This is a genomic window from Variovorax sp. ISS6 (assembly GCF_056523145.1).
In genome coordinates, this window is sequence record NZ_JAWRZC010000001.1 from 3708765 (window position 1) to 3728996 (window position 20232).

Consider the following 20232-nt stretch of genomic DNA (forward strand, 5'->3'; position numbering starts at 1 on the left):
GGCGCGGGCCGGGGGAGGGCGCCCGCGCGGCCGGGATCAGATGCGCCCGAGGGCGCGCAGCACTTTCTCGGGGGTCACGGGCTGTTCCGACACGTGGGCGCCGAAGGGCCGCAGCGCATCGTTGATCGCGTTGAGCACGGCGGCCGGCGCACCCGCCGTGCCGGCCTCGCCCGCGCCCTTGGCGCCGAGCTGCGAGGTGCGCGTGGGCGTCTCGATGTGGGCCACCTCGATGTCGGGCATCTCGAAGGCCATCGGCACCAGGTAGTCGGCCATGCTGCCGTTGCGCATCAGGCCGTGGTCGTCGTAGAGGCATTCCTCGTAGAGCACGCCGCCGATGCCCTGCACCACGGCGCCGCGGATCTGCTCGTCGACCAGCATCGGGTTGAGCACGCGCCCGCAGTCCTCCACCACCCAGTGGCGCAGCAGCCGCACGAAGCCGGTGTCGACGTCGACCTCGACATGCGAGGCCTGCACGCCGTTGGTGAAGACGAAGGGATAGTCGCGCTGCGCATAGTGGCGCGTGACCACCAGCTCGGGCTGGAAGCCCGCGGGCAGCAGGTCGGGGCGGAAGTGCGCGAGCCGGCCGAGCTCGGCCAGGTCGGACAGCGTGTCGCCGGTGGCCAGGCAGCGCACCTCGCCGTGCGCGATCGTCAGGCCCTCGGCCGGCCGCTTGAGGTGCGCGGCCGCGAGCGCCAGGATGTGGCGGCGCAGGTCGCGGCTGGCGAGCAGCACGGCCTCGCCGCCGATGCCCGCGCCGCGCGAGGCCCAGGTGCCGCCGCCGTAGGGCGTGGCCGCGGTGTCGCCGGTCAGCACGCGCACCGAGGCCATCGGCAGGCCCAGCGTGTCGGCCACGATCTGCGCGAAGATGGTCTCGGTGCCCTGGCCCTGTTCGCCCACGCCGGTGGCGCAGTGCACCACGCCGGTGGGGTCGAGCCGCACGGTCGCGCCATCCTGCGCCGCGATGCGCGCGCCGCCCACGCCGTAGAAGGCCGGGCCGGGATTGGTCAGCTCGATCAGCGCCGCCAGACCGATACCGCGATGCACGCCGCGCTGGCGCAGCGCGGCCTGCTCGCGGCGCAGCGCGCCGTAGTCCATCAGCGTCTCGATGCGGTCCAGGCAGGCCTGGTGCGACAGCCCCTCGAGCAGGATGCCCGAGGCACCCTGGCGCGGATAGCTGCCGTCCTCCATCACGTTGCGGCGGCGCAGTTCGAGCGGGTCGATGCCCAGCTTCGCCGCGGCGAGATCGACCAGCCCCTCGGTCACGGTGCAGGCGATCGGATGGCCGACGCCGCGGTACTGGCTGGTCTGCACCTTGTTGAGGAAGGCGACATCGAGCGTGGCCTTGTAGTGCGTGTGCTTGTAGGGGCCACCCGTGATGTTGATGACCTGGTTGCCCTCGATCGCGCTGGTGCGCGGGAACATCGAGAACGGGCCGATGCCCGTGAGGTCGTCGATCTGGAAGGCCAGCATGCGGCCGTCGCGCGCCAGCGCGAGCCGCGCCTTCACGCGGTGCTCGCGCGCATGCACGTCGGTGACGAAGGACTCGAGCCGGTCGGCGACGAACTTGACGGGCCGCCCCAGCAGCACCGACAGCGCCACCGTCGCGAAGTCGTCGGCATAGGCATGCACCTTGATGCCGAAGGAGCCGCCGACATCGCGGCAGACCACGCGCACGTCGGCCTCCTGCAGGCCGAGCTGGCGCGCATAGAGGTCGGCCATCATGTGCGGCGCCTGGTGCGAGTGGTGCACCACGAGGCGCCGGCCGGTGGGCGTGAAGTCGGCCAGCACGGCGCGCGGCTCCAGCGTCACGCCGGTGTGGCGGCCGAAGCGGAACTCGTCCTCGACCACCACGTCGGCACCCTCGAACACCGCCTCCACGCCGCCGGTGTCGATCTCGCGGTGGAAGCACAGGTTGCTGCCGAGCTCGGGATGGATCACCGGCGTGGCGGCGTCGAGCGCCGTGTCCATGTGCACCGCCGCGGGCAGCGGCTCCCATTCGACCTGGACCGCGTCGAGCGCGTCCTCGGCCAGCGCGCGGGTGCGGCCGAGGATGGCGAGCACCGCCTCGCCCTGCCAGGTGGCGCGCTCGATCGCCAGCGCATGCTGCGGCGGCGAGCGCATGCCTGCCAGGTGCTTGAGCGTGCCGACCCAGGGCGCGCAGACCGCCGCGAGCTGGCGGCCGTCGACGATGGCCGCGATGCCCGGCATGCGGCGCGCCGCCTCGGCATCGATGCGCACGATGCGCGCATGCGCGTGCGGGCTGCGCAGGTAGACCACGTGCAGCATGCGCGGCAGCTCGAGGTCGTCGACGTAGTTCGCGCGGCCCTGCGTGAGCCGCTGCATGTTGGGCCGCTCGACCGACTGGCCGATGTAGCGCTGCGCCTCGATCTCGCGCACCGGCGCGGGGAGGGTGAGGTCGTTCATGCCGCACTCCCCGAGGCGCCGGTACAGCCGCCGCATCGTGCCTGCCGTTCCTGCCCGGCCAGCGCGATCGCGTCGACGATCGCGTGGTAGCCCGTGCAGCGGCAGTAGTTGCCCGAGATCTGTTCGCGGATCGTGTCGCGGCCCGGGCAGGGCGTGCGTTCGAGCAGCGCATGCGCGGTCAGCAGCATGCCCGAGGTGCAGGCGCCGCACTGCGCGGCATTGCGCGCCGAGAAGCTGCGCTGCAGGTCGGCGAGCGTGCCGGCGTCGGACAGGCCCTCGATGGTCTCGATGCGCCGGCCGTCCGCCTGCACCGCGAGCACCAGGCAGCCGCGCGCGATCTCGCCGTCGATCAGCACCGTGCAGGCGCCGCACACGCCGTGCTCGCAGCCCACGCGCGTGCCCTTGAGGCCGAGCTCGTCGCGCAGCCAGTCGACCAGGTGCTGGCGCGGCTCCACGCGACAGGCGTGCACCTCGCCGTTGACCTCGATGCGCACCGCGAGCTGGAGGTCGTGGGTGTCGGTGGTGTCCATCACTGGGCGGTCTCCGGTTGCAGCACGCGCTCGACCGCGCGCCGCAGCAGCACGCCCGCCAGGTGGCGCTTGGCCGCGGCGCTGCTGTGCAGGTCGGCATCGGGCTGCATGTCCTCGTCGAGGCTCAGCACGGCGGCCTCGAGCGTGCTTTCGTCGGCCCGGGTGCCGGCCAGCCGGGTCTCGGCGCCGAGCGCGCGCATCGGCGTGTTGCCCATGCCGAAGAAGGCGATGCGCAGGTCGGACAGCCGGCCCTCGTGCACGTCGGCGGCCAGCGCGATGCCCACGATGGCGTAGTCGCCATGGCGCCGCGCGAGTTCGGCGAAGGCGAAGCGGCGCGCCGGGCCCGGCAGCGGGAACTCGAGCGCCACCAGCACCTCGTGCGCGCGCAGGTCGGTCTGGTAGAGGTCGACGAAGAAGTCGCCGGCCATCACGCGGCGCTCGCGCTGGCCGTCGCTCACGATCAGCTCGGCATCGGCCGCGAGCGCGCAGGCCGGCCACTCGGCCGCGGGATCGGCGAAGGCGATCGAGCCGCCGAGCGTGCCGCGGTTGCGGATCGCCGCATGCGCCACGTGCGGCGCGGCCTGCGACAGCAGCGGCAGCCGCTGCGCGATCAGTTCCGAGCATTCGATGTCGACGTGCCGCACCAGCGCGCCGATGCGCAGGAAGTCGCCGCGCAGTTCGATGCCGCGCAGCTCGGGCAGGGCGGCGATGTCGATCAGCAGTTGCGGCTTCGACAACCGCATGTTGAGCGTGGCCAGCAGGGTCTGGCCGCCGGCCAGCACGCGGGCCGCGTCGCCGTGCTCGCGCAGCAGGGCCGAGGTCTGGGCCAGGCTCTGCGCGCGCAGGTAGGAGAAGGCGGGGGCTTTCATCGCGGGCTTTCCTGGCTCAGAACGCGCGGCTCGCGAGCCAGCCGATGCCGCTGCCGATCGCGAGCCACAGCAGGCGCTGCAGTTCGCCGGACCAGGGGCCGAAGCCGGCCGATGCGGTGGCGGCGAGCACGGGTGCCGCCAGTGCCGCTGGCGCGGAGGCGGTTTCGCGCCGTGCCTCGGGCAGGTCCGCCGCGGCTTCGAGCACCTGCGCCGCGGGCTTCGGCGCGAGCTGCTCGTTGAGCGCGAGAAAGAACTCGTCGGCCATCTTGCGTGCCGAGGCATTCACGAGCCGGCCGCCGATCTGCCCCAGCTTGCCGCCGACGGCCGCCTCGACCGTGTAGGTCAGCCGCGTGCCGTTGCCCTCGGTGGCGAGCGTGACGCGCGATTCGCCCTTGGCCATGCCGGCCGCTCCGCCGCTGCCCTCGAAGGCGATGCGGCAGCTCTGCGGCTCGACCACGTCGAGCCGGCGGATGCGGCCGCTGAAATGCGCGCGCACCGGGCCGATCTTGGCGAGCAGCCGCGCCTCCATCTCGTTCTCGCCGAGCCGGCGGATCTCCTCGCAGCCGGGCACGCAGCGCGCCAGCAGCTCGGGATCGTCGAGGGCGCGCCAGACCGTCTCGCGGCTCGCGGGAATCCACTGTTCGCCTTGCAGTTCCATCCGTCGTCTCTTTCCTCGGTGGCGCACCGGGAGCCGGTGCCGTTCGCATGGGGCGGAGTATTTAACGACTGGTCAATAAGATCATTGGTACTTACCATGAGGTAAATTGCGACCCTCCAACGACAACACCGACGACAACAGCCGTTCATGAAAGACGCATCCGAAGACCCGAAGAACGTGGCCGTCAAACCCACGCGCCAGCGGCTCTCCACCGAGGACCGCGAGCGCCAGATCCTCGATGGCGCGATCGCCTTCTTCTCGGAGCGCGGCCTCGACGGCCAGACGCGCGAGCTGGCGCAGCAGATCGGCATCACGCATCCGCTGCTCTATCACTACTTCCCGAACAAGCGCGCGCTGATCGAGCGCGTGTACGAGGAGGTCTACCTCGAGCGCTGGCAGCCCGAGTGGGAGGAGTGGCTGTCGGACCGTTCCACCCCGCTCGAAGCGCGGCTGGTGCGCTTCTACGGCGCCTATGCGCGCGCGATCCTCACCAAGGAGTGGGTGCGCATCCTGGTGTTCTCGGGGCTGTCCGACGGCTACGTGCCGGGGCAGTACATGGAACTGCTCAAGGAACGGCTGTTCCCGCACATCTGGCGCGAGATGCGCCACGAGCTCGGCCTCACGGGGCGCGCCAAGCCCACCGAGCGCGAGCGCGAGCTGATGTGGGGCATCCACGGCGGGATCTTCTACATCGGCGTGCGGCGCTGGATCTACGCCGAGGCCATGCCCGAGGACCTCGACGCGGTGCTGGCCGACCGCGTGCGCGCCTTCATGCTGGTGGCGCCCGAGGTGTTCGGCCGCAAGGGCGCGAAGCCCTCGGCCTGATCGCGCCGAAGCGGCTGCCGCTTTCAGATGCATTGGTCATAGCCATATTGCAAACGCTTCGTTGGTGAGCGCGCGGCGACTCCCTACAGTGCGGCCTGCACTTTTCACAAGGAGTTACGCATGTCGATCCTGAGCCGCTGGTGGCGGGCCGCCTCCCTTGCCACGCTGACCTTCATCGCGAGCGCCCCCGTGGCCGTCGCCCAATCCACGGCCGAAGCCGGCGAGGCGCTGGTGTCGACCGAGTGGCTCGAGAAGAACCTCAGGAACGCCAAGGTGCGCGTGATCGAGGTCAGCGTGAACCCCGGCCTCTACGAGCGCGGCCACATCCCCGGCGCGGTCAATTTCTCGTGGCACAACGACCTCAACGACCGCGTGCGCCGCGACATCGTGAGCCAGGCCCAGTTCGAGAAGCTGCTGTCGGCCGCGGGCGTCGACAAGGACACCACCGTCGTGCTGTATGGCGACAACAACAACTGGTTCGCGGCCTGGGGCGCCTGGGTGTTCGAGCAGTACGGCCTGAACAACGTCAAGCTGCTCGACGGCGGCCGCAAGAAGTGGGAGGCCGAGAACCGCACGCTCGAGAACCGCACGCCCGAGTACGCCGCCACCGCCTTCAAGGCGAGCCGGCCCGACCCGGCACTGCGCGCGCGCCTGACCGACGTGGTGGCGGTGGCCGACGGCAAGTCGGACACGCGCCTGGTCGACATCCGATCGGCCGACGAATACAGCGGCAAGATCTTCGCGCCGCCGGGCGCGGCCGAACTCGCGGTGCGCGCGGGCCACATCCCCGGCGCGGCCAACGTGCCCTGGGGCCGCGCGGTCAACGAGGACGGCACCTTCAAGTCGCCGGCCGAGCTGAAGGCGCTCTACGCCGCCGCGGGCATCGACGGCAGCAAGCCGGTCATCACCTACTGCCGCATCGGCGAGCGCTCGAGCCACACCTGGTTCGCGCTGCACCGCATCCTCGGCTACAAGAACGTGCGCAACTACGACGGCTCGTGGACCGAGTACGGCAACGCCGTCGGCGTGCCGGTGAACAACCCGAGCGGCACCGTCTGGGCGTCGAAGTGATTCGAGGAGAGAAGAAGAACGAGGAGGGGGTGTGAGCCGTCCCGAGTTGGGTGGCCGTCCGCCGGAAGCGCGGACGGCATTGGGCGAGCCTTCGGGCTCGTTTTTTTTGGATGGCACGGGCGCGGCGCGATGGCCCGCGCTGGCCACGGCGTCGGTCGTGCTGGTGCTGCTCGCGGCCGGCGTGCACCTGCTCGGCGAGCGCAGCGGCGGCCGCGCGCTGGCCTTTGCGCTCGGAATCGGCGCGGTGCTCGGCATCGTGCTGCAGCGCTCGCGCTTCTGCTTCTATTGCCATGCGCGCGACTACTTCGAGCGCGGCGACGCGCGCGGCCTGCTCGCGATCGTCGCGGCGCTCGCGGTGGGCACGCTCGGCATGCACGTGGTGATGAGCGGCTGGCTGCCGGTGCCGCAGCCGGGCCGGCTGCCGCCCGATGCCCACATCGGCCCGGTGAGCTGGGCACTGGTGCTCGCGGGGCTGGCCTTCGGCGCCGGCATGGTGGTGTCGGGCTCGTGCATCAGCGCGCACTGGTACCGGCTCGGCGAGGGCTCGCCCACCGCGCCCTTCGCGCTCGCGGGCGCGGCGCTGGGCTTCGTGCTCGGCTTCAACACCTGGAACCCGCTCTACAGCGCGACCATCGCCACCGCGCCCGTGCCCTGGCTGCCGCATTACCTGGGTTATGCGGGATCGGCGGCGCTGCAGCTCGCGGTGCTGACGCTCGCGAGCGCGCTACTGTGGCGACGCCTGCCGCCCGCGCGGAACGCCGCGGTGCCCGGGAGCTTCGGCGCCGCGCTGCGCGCGCTGCTGCGAGGACGCTGGCCCTACGTCTGGGGCGGCCTCGCGGTGGGCGCCATCGCCGTGATCGTGGTGCTGCGGCTGCGGCCGCTGGGCGTGACGGCCGCGCTCGGCAGCGCGGCGCGCGCGGCCGGCGAAGGGCATGGCCTGCTGCCGCAGCGGCTCGAGGGCCTCGACGGCTTCGCGGGCTGCGTCACGGCCGTGGCGCAGAGCCTGTGGCAGACGCCGAACGCGCTGCTGGTCGGCGGCCTCGTCGCCGGCGCCTTCGCGGCCGCGCTCGCGAGCGGGCAGTTCCGGCCCGCGTGGCCGCGGCCGGCGCAGGTCGCGCGCGGGCTCGGCGGCGGCCTGCTGCTCGGCTGGGGCGCGATGACCGGCCTGGGCTGCACCGTCGGCAACCTGCTGTCGGGCACCATGGCCGGCGCGCTCTCGGGCTGGGTCTTCGGCGCGGCCGTGCTGCTCGCGGTCTGGGCCGGCCTCAAGCTGCGCTGGGGCAACTGAGCGGCATTCCAGGGCCGCGCATATCGAAGCACGCATTCCTTCTTTGTGCCGCGCCCGCGCCGTTGATACGGTCGGTCCTCTTTTCTTTCTTTGCAGCAGAGGACACGCGACATGGGCGCCAGGGATTTCGAGCGGCAGCTTCTTTCGGGCGCCGATGGCGGCACGCGCCACGAGGCCGACGTGCTGGTGATCGGCGGCGGCCCGGCCGGCGCCTGGGCCGCGGTGAGCGCGGCCGCGCGCGGCGCGCGCGTGCTGCTGGCCGACAAGGGCTTCTGCGGCACCTCGGGCGCCACCGCGCCTTCGGGCACCGGCCTGTGGCACGTGCCGGCCGAAGGCACGGCGCGCGAGGAGGCCAAGGCCAGCCGCTTCGCGATGGGCGGCCAGCTGGCCGAGCACGCCTGGATGGACCGCGTGCTCGAGCAGACCTGGACCAACGTCGAGACGCTCAAGGAATGGGGCTATCCGTTTCCGGTCGACGACCAGGGCGCGCTGCGCTGCACCTCGCTGCAGGGCCCCGAGTACATGCGGCTGATGCGCAAGCGCGTGAAGGCCGCGGGCGCGCGCATCCTCGACCACAGCCCGGTGCTCGAACTGCTGGTCGACGAGCACGGCACCGTCTGCGGCGCCACCGGCGTGAACCGGCAGACCGGCGAAAGCTGGGTGGCGCGCACCGGCGCCGTGGTCATCGCCACCGGCGGCTGCGCCTTCCTGAGCCGCGCGCTGGGCTGCAACGTGCTGACCGGCGACGGCCAGCTGATGGCGGCCGAGGTCGGCGCGGCCCTGTCGGGCATGGAGTTCTCCAATGCGTACGGGCTCGGGCCGGCCTTCTCGTCGGTCACCAAGTCGCTGTTCTACAACTGGGCCACCTTCTACACGGCCGACGGCGTGGCGATCGAGGGCGCGGGCTCGTCCAAGGGCCGCGGCGTGATCGCGCAGACGCTGCAGGCGCAGCCCGTCTACGCCTGCCTCGACCGTGCCGACGCGCAGATCCGCGCCTGGATGCGCACCGCGCAGCCGAACTTCTTCGTCTCCTTCGACCGCCAGGGCATCGATCCCTTCACGCAGCACTTCCCGGTCACCCTGCGGCTCGAGGGCACGGTGCGCGGCACCGGCGGCCTGCACCTGGTGGACGACAGTTGCGCCACCACCGTGGCCGGCCTCTATGCCGCGGGCGACGCGGCCACGCGCGAGCTGATCTGCGGCGGCTTCACCGGCGGCGGCAGCCACAACGCGGCCTGGGCGCTGTCCTCGGGTTTCTGGGCCGGCGCCGGGGCGGCCGAGTTCGGGCGCGATGCGCGCGCGCGTTCGCAACGCGCGGCCCTGCGTGCCGGCGGCGTCGCGCTGGCCACGCGCGGCGCGCAGGCCTGGGACAGCCAGGCCGTGGTGCGCGCGGTGCAGGCCGAGGTCTTCCCCTACGAACGCAACTGGTTCCGCGAAGGCGACGCGCTGCGCGATTCGCTCGCGCGGCTCGACGCCCTGTGGGAGCGCCTGCGCCAGGGCGCACCGGCCGCCAGCGCGGCCGACGCCGTGCGCGCGCGCGAAGCGGCCGCCATGCTGGCCACCTCGCGCTGGATGTACCGCAGCGCGCTGCAGCGCACCGAGACGCGCGGCATGCACCGCCGGCGCGAGCATTCGGCCATCGACCCGAGCCAGCGCCATCGCCTGCTGAGCGGCGGGCTCGACGAGGTCTGGGTACAGCGCCATGCCGTGCAACGGCGCGCCGAGGAAGAGGTGGCCGCATGATCGAGCTCATCAGCGCCGAGCGCTGCACCGCCTGCAACATCTGCGTGAGCGCCTGCCCGACCAACGTGTTCGAGGCCGTGCCCGGCGGCCTGCCGCGCATCGCGCGCCAGGATGATTGCCAGACCTGCTTCATGTGCGAGCTCTACTGCCCCGAGGATGCGCTCTACGTCGCGCCGATCGCCGACCGCGGCGCCACCGCCGAGGAGCGCGACGTGGCCGCCCAGGCGCTGATGGGCAGCTACCGCCGCGACATCGGCTGGGGGCGCGGCCGCCAGTCGACGGCCTCGGCCGACGCCAGCTTCGAACTGCTGCGGCGCGCGCACTGATGGCGGCGCCTGTCGATACCGGCCGCCGGCGGTTGCTGCGCGGCGCCGTCGCCGCAACCGCGGCCACGCTGCCGCTGTTCTCGATCGCCCAGGGCGCACCCGGCGCGGGCGTGCTGCGCCTGGGCTACATCGGTCCGGGCAGGAAGCCCGCGGCCGCCACCGGCTGGGCGCTGCGCCAGGGCCTCTTGCAGCGCGAGCTCGCGCCGCTGGGCTTCAAGGAGGTGGTCACGCGCAACTTCCCGAACGGACCCGACCTCAACGAAGCCTTCATCTCGGGCGTGCTCGACGTCGGCATCTACGGCGACACGCCCGCCGTGGTCGCGCGCTCGCGCGGCCTCGATGCGCGGCTGATCGGCTTCGACACCGTGGGCATGAACGTCTGGCTGCTCACGCCGCGCGACGGCGTGCGCAGCGTGCGCGAGCTCGAGGGCCAGGCCATCGGCGTGGCGCGCGGTTCCTACATGCACCGCTACGTGCTGGGCCTGCTCAAGGAGCACGGCCTGCAGAAGTCGGTGAAGGTGATCCACATGTTCCCGCGCGACGGCGAGGCCGCGCTCGACCAGCGCTCGATCGCCGCCTTCGCGGCCCAGATCGACGTCGGGCCGCTGCTCGCATCGCGCGGCTACCCCGTGATCGACGAGGCCGACCGTCATCCCACCCTGCGCGGCACCTCGGTGATCGTCGCTTCGTCGAAGCTGCTCGCCACCGCGCCCGGCCTGCCGGCCGCCTGGACCCGCGCGCGCCGCGCGGCCATCGCCGAAATGCGCGCCGACAGCGCGGCCTACTACGCCTTCCATGCCGAGGTCAGCGGCTTCCCGCTCGAGGCGGTCAAGGCCTCGCATCCGCTGAGCCAGTACCCCGAGGCCGCCTATCCCGCCGACGGGCTGGGGCTGATCGAGGAGGTGAAGAAGTTCCTGCTGGCGGAGAGGCTGGTGACGCAGGACTTTGCGTTGGCGCAGTGGCAGTGGAGTGAGGGATAGAAAGCGGGCAGCCGAACGCAGAAGTCGCGAAGGTTTCGCAGAAGTCGCAGAAGGAAATCCCAAACTGGTTTTTCTTCTGCGACTTCTGCGCTTCTTGGTTTTCCTTCTGCGTTCGGCTGTCCGCTTCCTGGCACTGTCACGAGTGGCAGACCAGGCCATCCTTCAGCAAGGTGATCTCGAACTGCAGATTCCCCGCACGCGCCCCCCGCGCCTGCGCCAGCGTGCCGTCGGCGCGCCAGCGGCGCAGCGCGGCCGCGATGTAGTCGCGCGACACGGCGTCGCCCGCCGCGAGCCGCACGGCCGCGTCGGCCGGCGCGCGCAGGTCCCGCGCCACCGGCTTGTAGAAGCGCCATTCCTCGTTGCCCATCAGCCGCTCGAGCACCTGCGCGTCTTCGGCCAGCGCCGCGCATTCGCCGGCCATGAAGGCCGAGGCCGCATGCACGGCCGAGGGATAGTTGCGCGGCTGCGCGCCATAGCGCAGCGCCACCGCGCCCGCATAGCCCGAGCCTTCGCCGACGCAGACCGAGGCGCCGCGCAGCGCTTCTTCGTCCTGCACGCGGCCGCGGCGCAGCGCGATGACCTGGCCGCGGCCGGTGTCGTAGCTGCCGGGCGCGGCGTCGATGCCGGCGCCGCCTGCATCGTCGCGTGCGTCCCGTGTGGGCACACCGGCCACCAGCAGGTCGACGCGGCCGTCGCGCAGCGCCTCGTCGCGTTCGTCGGGCGCGAGGCCGACCAGCACGGCCTGCACGCCCAGCGAGGCGGCGAGTTCGCGCGCCAGCGTGGCGTCGAAGGCATCGGGTTCGGGCGGCGTGGGCGAGCCGGGCGGGGCAGGGCGCGGATAGCGCCGCACGCCGACGACCAGTTCGCCGCGCGCGATCGCGCGTGCGAGCACCGGGCCCTTGGGCAGTTGATTCAGCGGCGTGGCCAGCGCGGGCACGGCCAGCGGCGGCAGCCATGCGAGCCAGGTCGCGGGGCCCGACAAGCCACGCTCGCGCGGCGCGTTGTCGGCATTCGGCCAGGCACCACCCGCGGCGGCCAGCGCGGCGACCACCGCGAGCACCGGGCCGGCCGCGACCAGGCTGGGCCAGCGGCCGATGCCGTCGAGCAGGCCGGCCACGGCCGAGGAGGCAGAGGAAGAAGGGGGGCGCGGGTTCTCACTCATCGAGGCTCAACCCGCGCCGCCAGCGCAGCAGCCGGCGCTCGAGCAGCGCCAGCAGGTAGTTCAGCAGCAGCCCGAGCACCGCCAGCAGCAGGATGCCGGCGTACATGGTCGGGATCTGGAAGGTCTCCTGCGAATTGAGCGTGAGGAAGCCCAGCCCAGAGTGCGCGCCGATCATCTCGGCCGCCACCAGCGCCGTGATGCTGTAGGCGCCCGCGAGCCGCACGCCGGTGAAGATCGAGGGCAGCGAGGCCGGCAGCACCACCTTGAAGAAGACGAAGCGGCGCGAGGCGCCCATCGACAGCGCGGAGTTCACGAGCAGCCGGTCGACCTGCTTCACGCCGCTCACGGTGCTCAGCAGCACCGGCCAGAACGAGGCCCAGAAGATGATCGCCACCTTCGACAGCTCGCCGATGCCGAGGAACAGGATGAAGACCGGGAACAGCGCGAAGGCCGAGGTCTGGCGGAACAGCTGCAGCACCGGGTCGACGATGGCCGCGAGCCGGCGGAAGCCGCCGATCAGCAGGCCCAGCAGCACGCCCGCGCTGCTCGCGAGCACCAGGCCCCAGAGGGAGCGCTGCAGGCTCGCGGCCACGTGCTTCCAGAGCTGGCCGTTGTCGAGCAGCTGGCCGATGCTCGCGAGCACGGCCGAGGGCGGGCTCAGGTAGGCATCGCTCACGATGCCCAGGCGCGACAGCGCTTCCCACAACGCGAGGAACAGCACGATGCCGGCGGCGCGTTCGGCGAAGCGGCCCGCGAACCGGGCGAAGCGCGCCAGCGTGCGGCGCGGTGCGGGCGCGGCAGGCGCGCCTTCGAGCACGGCGCTCACGAGACCACTCCTTCGAGGGAACGCGGCTTCAGCCCGACCTGCACCTCGTCCTTCAGCACCTCCCAGGCACGCTGGCGCAGCGCCGCGAACTCGCTCGAATGGCGCAGTTCGGCCGAGCGCGGCCGCGCCAGCGGGATGTCGATGATCGCCTTGATGCGGCCGGGCCGCTGCGTCATCACGGCCACGCGGTCGGACAGGTAGACCGCCTCCTCGAGGCTGTGCGTGATGAAGACGATGGTCTTGCGGTACTGCTCCCAGATGCGCAGCAGCTCGCCCTGAAGGATCTCGCGCGTCTGCGCATCGAGCGCGGCGAAGGGCTCGTCCATCAGCAGCACGTCGGGTCGGTAGGCCAGCGAGCGCGCGATCGCCACGCGCTGCTTCATGCCGCCCGAGATCTCGTGCGGATAGCGTTCGCCGAAGCCGTGCAGGCCCACGAGCTCGAGGTACTCCTGCGCGGTGCGGCGGCGCGCGGCCTTGCCGATGCCGCGGATCTCGAGGCCCACCGCGATGTTGTCGAGCACCGTGAGCCACGGGAACAGCGCATAGCCCTGGAACACCACGCCCTGGTTGCGGTGCACGCCCGCGACCGGCTGGCCGTCGATGGCGATGCGCCCGCCGGTGCGCTCGGTGAGCCCGGCCAGGATGCCGAGGAAGGTCGACTTGCCGCAGCCCGAGGGGCCGAGCACAGAGAGGAACTCGCCCTCGCGCACGTCGAGGTCGAAGCCCTCGAGCACGCGCACGCGCTCGCTCGCGCCGCGCGCCGCGTAATCCATGCGCACGTCGCGCGCCGAGATCTTGATGCCGCTCATGCGCGCGCCGCTCAGGTCTTCGCCGCGGCGGGCTGCGACGGCGCCTGCGCATAGGGGTTGAACTCGTTGGTGTAGACGTCCTTCACCGCCACCTTGCCGGCCGGGATCTTGCCCTCTGACTGCAGGATGTCGACGTAGTACTCGATCGGCGGTTCGGTCACCACCAGGTCCTCGACGTAGGCGTAGCGGTCCACGTTCCGCAGGTCCATGTTGATGCGCTTGGCGACCAGCTTGCGCGCCTCCTCGGGATTCGCATTGACCCAGTTGCCGGCCTTGGCCAGCGCCGTCACCACGTCGCGCACAGCCTCGGGATGCTCGCGGATGAAGCGGCCGTGCGCGCTGTAGGGCGCCATGCCGCCGAGGCCGCCGTCGAGGTCGAAGTCGCTCCACAGCCGCACCAGCGCGTCGGCATGGTCGGCGCGGCCCGAGAAGGGCGCGTGGATGATCGCGAGGTCGGTGTTGCGCGTGACCAGCGTCTGCTCGGCCTGCTCGTCGGGCACCACCACGAAGTTGATCCTGTTCACGTCCACGCCATGCTGGCGCAGGTACTTCTTGGTCACGAACTCGGCGCAGGCGCCGAAGCTGTTGAAGCCGATGGTCTTGCCCTCGAGGTCCTTGGGCTTGAGGATGCCCGAGTCCTTGCGAACGAAGTACTTCATGTGCGGCGCTTCCTGCAGCGTCTTGCCGCCGGCCGCCACCACCTTGAGGTCGGCGCCCGAGGCGATGGCCGAGATCACCAGCGGCACCATGCGGCTGCCGAAATCGATCTCGCCGGTGCCCACGAGCGGAATGATCTGCGGCGCCGCGATCTTGCCCACGTACTGCGGCCGCGTGTTCGTGCCCTCGAAGTAGCCGAGCTGGTCGGCCAGGTAGATCAGGTCGAACGAGGGGTTGTCGGGGTACTTGAACGCGACCTTGTCGCCGGTCTTTTTGACGATGGCCGGCGCGTCGGCCGAGGCCGACTTGGCCTCGTCGCGCGAGCAGCCCACGAGCGCGGCCGCGCCGAGCCCGCCGAGGCTGCCCACCGTGCCCAGCGAGACGAGGGTTTGCAGCAGGCCGCGGCGCGAGGGCGCGCGCAGTGCGTTGGTGGTGGATTCGCGGGAGGGGGAGAGCTTCTCGATGGACATGGCGACCGGCAGCGGAACTGCCTCTGAACAGGGATGGCCGATGCTAGGAAGCGGCCGGTGCCGGACCAACGAAGAAATCCATGCATGGATATGCGGGGAGTGGGGAAGCCCCTTTTCGCCTCCGGGCTCGATCGATCAGCCGGCCTTGCGCGGCGGCCGTTGCGCGCGGGCACTGGCGAGCCTCGTCCTCGCCAGTGCCAGGTGAGCGATCAGGAAAGGGAGGGGCATCAGGTAGAGGCTCCAGTTGCTCCTGATCGCCTGCTGCAGCGGCGTGAGTTCGATCAGGTGCGGGTAGGCGGCCGCCCGTGCAATGGAGATCGCGTAGTAGGCACAGCAGACATACACCCTGGTGGCTGCGAACAGTCCGTTCAAGACGACGATGTAGATGCTGGATAGCCTTCTGTCACCAGCCACCAGACCGAACGCGAAGCTGTATGCCGCCACTTGAAGGAGCGAAATGCCAAGGATGAGGGGCCACCAGCCGCGCGCGTCCACGCTGAAGTGACAGGCGATGGCTGTTTCGACGATGGCGCCGATCGAAAGGATGGCCAGCGGCAGAGCGACGTTGCGATATCTCATGGTGGGGCGGTTGTACCGGCTGGCGTGCTCGCACCGCGGATCGCGCTGTTGAAGTATCGATTTCCAGCACCGAGGGTCGCAGCGACGGCTCGAACCGAGGTGCCCTGGATTGCTTGCGAAAATGCGGCATGCACAGCCTTCTCGCTGCCGACCCGGCAGCCGTTTCTTCCGCCCCCGACCCCCTCGCACTCCAGACGCTGCTCGAGCAGCGCGGCTCGACCCGTGGCTTTACCGACCAGCCCCTGCCCGAGGGCTGCCTCGAGCAGCTCCTGGTCCAGGCGCGCCGCGCCCCCAGCGGCGCGAACCTGCAGCCCGGCGAGTTCGTCTCGCTCGAAGGCGATGCCCGCGCGCGCCTGAGCGCGGCGCTGGTGGGCGCATTCCGCAACGGCGAACAGGAAGCCGAGGACTACAGCTACTTTCCGCGCCCGATGCCCCACAGCCTGCGCCGGCGCCAGGTCGCGGCGGCACAGGCGCTCTATGGCGCGCTGGGCGCAGCACGCGAGGACCGGGCCGCGCGCGATGCGCAGTTCGAGCGCAACTTCCGTTTCTTCGATGCGCCGGTGGCGCTGCTGGTGCTGATCGATGCGCGCATGGGCAGCGGTTGCTACATGGACCTGGGCATGTGCCTGTTCGGTCTGATGATGGCCGCGAGCGCGCAGGGCATCGGCAGTTGCGCCATCGGCGCGATCGCGTCCTATCCGGGCCTGGTGCGTTCGACGCTGGGGCTGGGCGATGAGCACCACATCGTGTGCGGCCTGGCGCTGGGCCATGCCGATCCGCGGGCGCCCGAGAACGCCGTGCGGACCGCGCGGCGGCCGCTCGACGACTTCTTCCGCGTGATGCGCTAGCTGCTGGAGCCTAGAGCCGCTGCACCAGCCCCGCCGCGCCGAGGCCACCCGCGCCGGCAATCGCCGCGAGACCGTGCGCGCCCGATGGGGCATCGTGCTGCATGTCGGCGAGCAGGCGCACCAGGCTGACCGCGCCCGAGGCGCCGATCGGATGCCCGCGGCCCAGGCCGCCGCCGCCGCGGTTCAGGCGCGAGGGCTGCAAACCCAAGGCCTGGATGAAAGACAGCGCCTGCACGGCGAAGGCTTCGTGCAACTCCACGCCCCACAGCGCGCCCGCATCGAGGCCGGCACGGCGCAGCAGCGCTTCGGCGGCGGTGGAGGCGCCGAGCATCGGCATCTCCGGTGCCACGCCGATCGAGGTGCCACCCAGCCAATGGAAACGCGGCGCGATCTTCAACGCGGTCGCGGCCTGCGGCGTGGCGAGCAGCACGAAGGCGGCGCCGTCGGCGCGCGGGGCGATCGCGAGGCGGCTGACGGCCATCTCCTGAGCAACGACCGGGTCGGACAGCGTGTCGGCGACCGCCTCGATCGGCATGCGGGCCATGCGCGAGGCCGTGAGTTCGCGCGCATAGCTGTCGTGCATGGCATCGCCGATGGGCACGATCTCCTGCGACATGCGTTCGCGCCACGCGAGCGCCTTCGCATGGCTTTCTGCGGCGAAAGCATCCTGCCGCGCGCGGCCGATCGAATGCAGCGCGGCATGGCGCGCGGCGGCGAGCAGCAGGTCGGGATCGCGCGCCGGGTCGGGCGCGAAGGCGGGGCGGTCGTAGGGCACGGGCGCCTCGCCGGCATCGCGCGGGCGATGCTGGCGGATGGGAGCGCGGCTCCAGGCCTCGACGCCGCCGGCGATCGCGATGGCGGCATTGCCGCTGGCCAGCAGGCCGGCGGCCAGGGTCAGGGCATCGAGGCCGGCGCAGCACTGGGTATCGACCGACAGCGCGGCGACGTGGTCCGGCAGGCCGGCCGCCAGCGCGACCATGCGCGCGGGATTGCCGCCCGCGCCGAGCGCGTTGCCGGCGACGACCGCATCGACCGCTTGCGCGGGAACGCCGGCGCGCGCCAGCAAGGCCTGCAGCACCGGCGCGCCGATCTCGTGCGCCGCCAGCGCGCCGAGCGCACCGCCGACCGGTACCACCGCGCTGCGGGCCCAGCCGAGGATCACGGGCGGATTCACAGCCGGCTCCATGGCGCCGCGGACGCATCGGCCAACTGTCGCGCGAGCGCAGCGTGATCCGTCTTGCCGCTCGGCGTGCGAGGCCAGGCGTCGACGCGGTAGAAGCGCCGGGGCAGCTTGAAGGGCTCGAGCCGGTCGCGGCACCAGGCCTGCAGTTCCTCGCGCGAGAGCGGTGCCGACAACGCCAGCAGGGCCACGGCCTCCATGCCGCGCAGCGGATGCGGCAACCCCTGGATCGACGCGGCCGCGATGGCCGGATGCCCGGCCAGCACGTTCTCGACTTCCTCGGGGAACAGGTTCTTGCCCTGCACGAGCAGCATGCGCTGCTGTCGGCCGACCAGGCGCAGGAAACCGTCCTCGTCCACATGGCCCATGTCGCGCACCGAGAGCCAGTCGCCGTCGCGCAGCACGGCGGTGCCGTCTTCCTCGGCCGTCAGCGTCACGTAGTCGCTGAACACCATCGGGCTGCGCACGTAGATCAGTCCGGGCAAGGGCGGCTCGATCCTGAGTTCGACGTTGGCGAAGGGCCGGCCGACCACGTCGTCGGGCAGGGCCTCGTCGCTGTCGGCCCAGGCGATGAACGAGGTTTCCGAGGCGCCATAGAACTCGACGATGCGTGCCTCGGGAAACAGCGCGCGCAGCGCGGCGGTGCGCGCCCGCGGCCAGGGGGCGCCGCTGATCATCACGAGGCGCGTGCCCGTCACGGGCGCCAGGCCATGGCGCTGCGCGTGCTCGAGCATCAGCAGCAGCTGGCTGGGCACCGCGACCAGGCTGCCCGCGAGGCCGCGCCGCAGCGTCTCGAGCGCGGCGGCGGCCGAGAACTGGCGCTGCAGGCGCATGCCCGCGCCGGTCCACAGACCCAGCAGCGCGCCGAACAGGAACAGCGAATGCGAGAGCCGGCCCGGCACCAGCACGGTGGTGCCGGTGGCGGGACCGAAGCTTTGCACGCAGATCTCGAAGCTGTGGGTCCACGATCCGTGCGTGCGCCGGAAGCCCTTGGGCACGCCGGTGCTGCCCGAGGTGAAGCCGATGTAGAAGGGGGTGTTCGCGTGCGCTTCCTCGATGCCGGTGGCCGCGCCCAGGTGCCGCGCCATGCGCGCCTGCACCTTGTCCCGGACGGCCTCGGGCCAGTCGGGATCGCCGACGGCCGCGGTGCGGTTGCTCGCGAGGATCGCGAGGAAGCTCGCGAGCTGGTCGGCCGGCGATGCGCTCGCGCTGGCCCAGGCGACCGTCGGCGTGGCCGCGGCGTCGAGCGCGGCGGCTTGCGTCGCGACGCGGGCCGCGAGCGCGGCGAAACTCAGTCGCGTGTGGCCATCGTCGAGCGCGAGCGCATCGGGCGTGTGCCGCGCCCACCAGGCGAGCGGCGCGTGGACGGTCCGGAAATCGGGCGCCGGACCGGTCATCAGTCGCGATCGAGCCGCCAGCTCGGCAGGCCGCGTGCCACGGTCTGCACCACCAGCGCGCAGACCACGCATTTGACGAGGTCGCCCGGCACGAACACCAGGCTCGCGAGCGCCGCCTTCTGCAGCGGCAGGTGGGCCACCAGCGACAGGCCCGCGATGCCGAACAGGTAGACCACGACGATGCCGCCGATGAACGAGGCGGCCAGCGCCGCGGCGAACAGGGCGCGTCCGCGCGCGGCGGCGAAGCGCCGCATGACCCAGCCGCACACGAAGGCGCCGAACAGCCAGCCCACGAGGAAGCCGGCGGAAGGCGTCACGAAGGCGCCCGGACCGCCCCGGCCGCCGGACAGCAGCGGCAGGCCGAGCGCCACGCCCACGAGCAGCAGCGCCACCGCGAGAAAACCGCGGCGCGGGCCGAGCAGGCAGCCGGCGAGCATCACGCCGAGCGTCTGCAGCGTGATCGGCACGCCCAGGGCCAGGTCGATGCGCGGAACGGCGCCCAGGGCGGCGATCAGCGCGGCGAAGAGCGCGACGTAGGACAGCGTGCGGGAGGAGGTGATCGGGGTGGAGGTGGACATGGAAATGGGATGTCGGGGAAGGTCGCGCCACGGGCCGTGGCCCTGGCTTCCTTGCGTGCCGGACGGGCCGCGGGTGGCAAGGCCTTCACTGCCTGCACGGGGGCGGGCAGGAGGCGCCCGAGAGCGTAACACCGTCGCCGCCAGGCCCGCGCTGGTACCCTGTCCGTCCGACTTCAGACTCAGGCGCGAGGAGGCGCCGCCCCATGAAACAACAGAATCTCGCGGCTCTCGCCGCATCAGAACGGCAAGGTGTTCGGCGTCATGATGGCGGTCACCTCGCTGGTGTTCATCGTGCCCTTCGCGCTGCTGTTCGCGCTGGTCCAGCCGGCCGGCAAGAGCGGGCCGTCGATCCTGGTCCTGCTGCTCGCGCCGGTGATGTACCTGGTCTTCGCCTATTGCGCGGTGGCCGTCGGCTGCCTGATCTACAACTTCCTGCAGAAGTTCGTCGGCGGCATCGAGTTCGAGACCTCGACCGACCTCAACGCGCGATAACGGCTCGGGCGGCCCCGGCAGCCGAACGCGGGCGTCAGGCCTTGTCGGCCTCCGACTTCTTGTCGATCGCCGCCTGCAGCTCCCTGGCATAGGCCAGGAGCTGGTCGCGCATCGCATCGGCGCCCTGCAGCAGCGCGTCCGACGTGGGCTGGCCCAGCAGGATGCCCGCCTGCTGGTTGCCGAAGCGCTCCATCCGGTCGAACAGCAGCCTGGGATTCGGGTGCGAGGACATCAGGGCCAGGCAGAAGCTCTTGAGCGCGGCCACTTGTCCCTGGAGGTAGTCGAGGCGTTCTTTGTCGGTCATGGGAGAGGCGTGCGGTTGCAAAGGAGCCGTGGTGGACTCGGGCGGGGACCCCGGGGTTCCGGGTCCGGCGACGGGCCGCATTATGAGCCGCCGGCCGGCATGGCCGGATGACGGGCGCGCCGCCTACGCGAGGCCGCGCCAACTGCTGCCGCACGCGGGCGCGGGGCACACGGAGACTTTGCCGTCCCTCCCCGCAACCCCCAGCCCGATCACCCA

The 20232-nt window shown here is 71.8% G+C and carries 21 protein-coding genes; 8 read left to right on the forward strand and 13 right to left on the reverse strand.

Annotation, left to right across the window (positions count from 1 at the left end; genetic code table 11):
- Positions 1-36: 36 nt before the first annotated feature.
- From AC1HIL_RS17110 to AC1HIL_RS17125, 4 genes are read right to left on the reverse strand one after another with little or no spacing between them, the layout of a single operon-like run.
- On the reverse strand, positions 37-2424 hold the full coding sequence (locus AC1HIL_RS17110) for a xanthine dehydrogenase family protein molybdopterin-binding subunit (RefSeq protein ID WP_479672253.1): 2388 nt from the start codon (positions 2422-2424) through the stop codon (positions 37-39).
- Positions 2421-2954, reverse strand: coding sequence for a (2Fe-2S)-binding protein (locus tag AC1HIL_RS17115; protein WP_479672254.1), 534 nt, complete (start codon positions 2952-2954; stop codon positions 2421-2423). The genes AC1HIL_RS17110 and AC1HIL_RS17115 overlap by 4 nt, the downstream gene beginning before the upstream one ends.
- Entirely contained in the window at positions 2954-3823 is an 870-nt protein-coding gene (locus tag AC1HIL_RS17120) for an FAD binding domain-containing protein (protein WP_479672255.1), read from the reverse strand. Before AC1HIL_RS17120 ends, AC1HIL_RS17115 begins: the two co-directional genes overlap by 1 nt.
- Positions 3824-3839: 16 nt before the next feature.
- Positions 3840-4481 carry a CoxG family protein gene (locus AC1HIL_RS17125; protein WP_479672256.1) on the reverse strand — a complete coding sequence of 214 codons (642 nt, stop codon included), beginning with the start codon at positions 4479-4481 and terminating at the stop codon, positions 3840-3842.
- 147 nt (positions 4482-4628) lie between these two features.
- On the opposite strand from AC1HIL_RS17125, the gene AC1HIL_RS17130 reads away from it, so the two are divergent.
- From AC1HIL_RS17130 to AC1HIL_RS17155, 6 genes are all read left to right on the forward strand, one after another.
- Positions 4629-5306 (forward strand): TetR/AcrR family transcriptional regulator, encoded by a 678-nt coding sequence (locus AC1HIL_RS17130; RefSeq protein ID WP_479672257.1) that lies wholly within the window; start codon positions 4629-4631, stop codon positions 5304-5306.
- A 120-nt stretch (positions 5307-5426) separates the two neighbouring features.
- Positions 5427-6377, forward strand: coding sequence for a sulfurtransferase (locus AC1HIL_RS17135; RefSeq protein ID WP_261210870.1), 951 nt, complete (start codon positions 5427-5429; stop codon positions 6375-6377).
- A 106-nt stretch (positions 6378-6483) separates the two neighbouring features.
- Positions 6484-7665 carry a YeeE/YedE family protein gene (locus tag AC1HIL_RS17140; RefSeq protein WP_479672258.1) on the forward strand — a complete coding sequence of 394 codons (1182 nt, stop codon included), beginning with the start codon at positions 6484-6486 and terminating at the stop codon, positions 7663-7665.
- A 111-nt stretch (positions 7666-7776) separates the two neighbouring features.
- Positions 7777-9408 (forward strand): FAD-dependent oxidoreductase, encoded by a 1632-nt coding sequence (locus AC1HIL_RS17145; RefSeq protein WP_479672259.1) that lies wholly within the window; start codon positions 7777-7779, stop codon positions 9406-9408.
- Positions 9405-9734, forward strand: coding sequence for a 4Fe-4S binding protein (locus AC1HIL_RS17150; protein WP_057594253.1), 330 nt, complete (start codon positions 9405-9407; stop codon positions 9732-9734). The genes AC1HIL_RS17145 and AC1HIL_RS17150 overlap by 4 nt, the downstream gene beginning before the upstream one ends.
- Positions 9734-10714: an ABC transporter substrate-binding protein gene (locus AC1HIL_RS17155; protein ID WP_422097256.1), complete on the forward strand. Its 981-nt coding sequence runs from the start codon at positions 9734-9736 to the stop codon at positions 10712-10714. The genes AC1HIL_RS17150 and AC1HIL_RS17155 overlap by 1 nt, the downstream gene beginning before the upstream one ends.
- Positions 10715-10850: 136 nt before the next feature.
- Here the strand turns inward: AC1HIL_RS17155 and AC1HIL_RS17160 are convergent, their stop codons facing one another.
- The 5 genes from AC1HIL_RS17160 to AC1HIL_RS17180 form a co-directional block, all read right to left on the reverse strand.
- On the reverse strand, positions 10851-11876 hold the full coding sequence (locus tag AC1HIL_RS17160; RefSeq protein WP_479672260.1) for a transporter substrate-binding domain-containing protein: 1026 nt from the start codon (positions 11874-11876) through the stop codon (positions 10851-10853).
- Positions 11869-12702 carry an ABC transporter permease gene (locus AC1HIL_RS17165; RefSeq protein ID WP_479672261.1) on the reverse strand — a complete coding sequence of 278 codons (834 nt, stop codon included), beginning with the start codon at positions 12700-12702 and terminating at the stop codon, positions 11869-11871. The genes AC1HIL_RS17160 and AC1HIL_RS17165 overlap by 8 nt, the downstream gene beginning before the upstream one ends.
- Complete coding sequence (locus AC1HIL_RS17170) at positions 12699-13511, reverse strand: ABC transporter ATP-binding protein (protein ID WP_057594250.1); 813 nt, start codon at positions 13509-13511, stop codon at positions 12699-12701. The genes AC1HIL_RS17165 and AC1HIL_RS17170 overlap by 4 nt, the downstream gene beginning before the upstream one ends.
- Before the next feature lie 11 nt (positions 13512-13522).
- Positions 13523-14638, reverse strand: coding sequence for an ABC transporter substrate-binding protein (locus AC1HIL_RS17175; protein WP_479672262.1), 1116 nt, complete (start codon positions 14636-14638; stop codon positions 13523-13525).
- 135 nt (positions 14639-14773) lie between these two features.
- Entirely contained in the window at positions 14774-15217 is a 444-nt protein-coding gene (locus tag AC1HIL_RS17180; RefSeq protein WP_479672263.1) for a hypothetical protein, read from the reverse strand.
- A gap of 128 nt (positions 15218-15345) precedes the next feature.
- Between AC1HIL_RS17180 and AC1HIL_RS17185 the strand changes: the two genes are divergently transcribed.
- Complete coding sequence (locus AC1HIL_RS17185; protein WP_479672264.1) at positions 15346-16065, forward strand: nitroreductase family protein; 720 nt, start codon at positions 15346-15348, stop codon at positions 16063-16065.
- Between the two features lie 10 nt (positions 16066-16075).
- Here the strand turns inward: AC1HIL_RS17185 and AC1HIL_RS17190 are convergent, their stop codons facing one another.
- The 3 genes from AC1HIL_RS17190 to AC1HIL_RS17200 are packed head-to-tail and all read right to left on the reverse strand — an operon-like array spanning position 16076 to position 19220.
- A complete protein-coding gene (locus AC1HIL_RS17190) occupies positions 16076-17251 on the reverse strand; it encodes an acetyl-CoA C-acyltransferase (protein ID WP_479672265.1) in 1176 nt (391 codons plus the stop codon).
- Positions 17236-18642, reverse strand: a complete 1407-nt coding sequence (locus AC1HIL_RS17195) for an AMP-binding protein (RefSeq protein WP_479672266.1) — start codon at positions 18640-18642, stop codon at positions 17236-17238. The genes AC1HIL_RS17190 and AC1HIL_RS17195 overlap by 16 nt, the downstream gene beginning before the upstream one ends.
- Positions 18642-19220, reverse strand: a complete 579-nt coding sequence (locus AC1HIL_RS17200; protein WP_057594244.1) for a biotin transporter BioY — start codon at positions 19218-19220, stop codon at positions 18642-18644. Before AC1HIL_RS17200 ends, AC1HIL_RS17195 begins: the two co-directional genes overlap by 1 nt.
- 261 nt (positions 19221-19481) lie before the next feature.
- Here AC1HIL_RS17200 and AC1HIL_RS17205 point away from each other — a divergent pair, with 261 nt between their 5' ends.
- Entirely contained in the window at positions 19482-19712 is a 231-nt protein-coding gene (locus AC1HIL_RS17205) for a hypothetical protein (protein WP_479672765.1), read from the forward strand.
- A gap of 34 nt (positions 19713-19746) precedes the next feature.
- Here the strand turns inward: AC1HIL_RS17205 and AC1HIL_RS17210 are convergent, their stop codons facing one another.
- Positions 19747-20016 carry a hypothetical protein gene (locus AC1HIL_RS17210; RefSeq protein WP_057594242.1) on the reverse strand — a complete coding sequence of 90 codons (270 nt, stop codon included), beginning with the start codon at positions 20014-20016 and terminating at the stop codon, positions 19747-19749.
- Between the last annotated feature and the right edge of the window lie 216 nt (positions 20017-20232).

What these genes read in the sequence shown, in the direction of transcription:
- AC1HIL_RS17150 (WP_057594253.1), top strand. Translation starts at nt 9,405, where the DNA reads ATGATCGAGCTCATCAGCGCCGAGCGCTGCACCGCCTGCAACATCTGC.
- AC1HIL_RS17160 (WP_479672260.1), bottom strand. Translation starts at nt 11,876, where the DNA reads ATGAGTGAGAACCCGCGCCCCCCTTCTTCCTCTGCCTCCTCGGCCGTG.
- AC1HIL_RS17155 (WP_422097256.1), top strand. Translation starts at nt 9,734, where the DNA reads ATGGCGGCGCCTGTCGATACCGGCCGCCGGCGGTTGCTGCGCGGCGCC.
- AC1HIL_RS17200 (WP_057594244.1), bottom strand. Translation starts at nt 19,220, where the DNA reads ATGTCCACCTCCACCCCGATCACCTCCTCCCGCACGCTGTCCTACGTC.
- AC1HIL_RS17135 (WP_261210870.1), top strand. Translation starts at nt 5,427, where the DNA reads ATGTCGATCCTGAGCCGCTGGTGGCGGGCCGCCTCCCTTGCCACGCTG.
- AC1HIL_RS17190 (WP_479672265.1), bottom strand. Translation starts at nt 17,251, where the DNA reads ATGGAGCCGGCTGTGAATCCGCCCGTGATCCTCGGCTGGGCCCGCAGC.
- AC1HIL_RS17205 (WP_479672765.1), top strand. Translation starts at nt 19,482, where the DNA reads ATGATGGCGGTCACCTCGCTGGTGTTCATCGTGCCCTTCGCGCTGCTG.
- AC1HIL_RS17115 (WP_479672254.1), bottom strand. Translation starts at nt 2,954, where the DNA reads ATGGACACCACCGACACCCACGACCTCCAGCTCGCGGTGCGCATCGAG.
- AC1HIL_RS17185 (WP_479672264.1), top strand. Translation starts at nt 15,346, where the DNA reads ATGCACAGCCTTCTCGCTGCCGACCCGGCAGCCGTTTCTTCCGCCCCC.
- AC1HIL_RS17120 (WP_479672255.1), bottom strand. Translation starts at nt 3,823, where the DNA reads ATGAAAGCCCCCGCCTTCTCCTACCTGCGCGCGCAGAGCCTGGCCCAG.
- AC1HIL_RS17110 (WP_479672253.1), bottom strand. Translation starts at nt 2,424, where the DNA reads ATGAACGACCTCACCCTCCCCGCGCCGGTGCGCGAGATCGAGGCGCAG.
- AC1HIL_RS17180 (WP_479672263.1), bottom strand. Translation starts at nt 15,217, where the DNA reads ATGAGATATCGCAACGTCGCTCTGCCGCTGGCCATCCTTTCGATCGGC.
- AC1HIL_RS17210 (WP_057594242.1), bottom strand. Translation starts at nt 20,016, where the DNA reads ATGACCGACAAAGAACGCCTCGACTACCTCCAGGGACAAGTGGCCGCG.
- AC1HIL_RS17145 (WP_479672259.1), top strand. Translation starts at nt 7,777, where the DNA reads ATGGGCGCCAGGGATTTCGAGCGGCAGCTTCTTTCGGGCGCCGATGGC.
- AC1HIL_RS17195 (WP_479672266.1), bottom strand. Translation starts at nt 18,642, where the DNA reads ATGACCGGTCCGGCGCCCGATTTCCGGACCGTCCACGCGCCGCTCGCC.
- AC1HIL_RS17175 (WP_479672262.1), bottom strand. Translation starts at nt 14,638, where the DNA reads ATGTCCATCGAGAAGCTCTCCCCCTCCCGCGAATCCACCACCAACGCA.
- AC1HIL_RS17130 (WP_479672257.1), top strand. Translation starts at nt 4,629, where the DNA reads ATGAAAGACGCATCCGAAGACCCGAAGAACGTGGCCGTCAAACCCACG.
- AC1HIL_RS17170 (WP_057594250.1), bottom strand. Translation starts at nt 13,511, where the DNA reads ATGAGCGGCATCAAGATCTCGGCGCGCGACGTGCGCATGGATTACGCG.
- AC1HIL_RS17125 (WP_479672256.1), bottom strand. Translation starts at nt 4,481, where the DNA reads ATGGAACTGCAAGGCGAACAGTGGATTCCCGCGAGCCGCGAGACGGTC.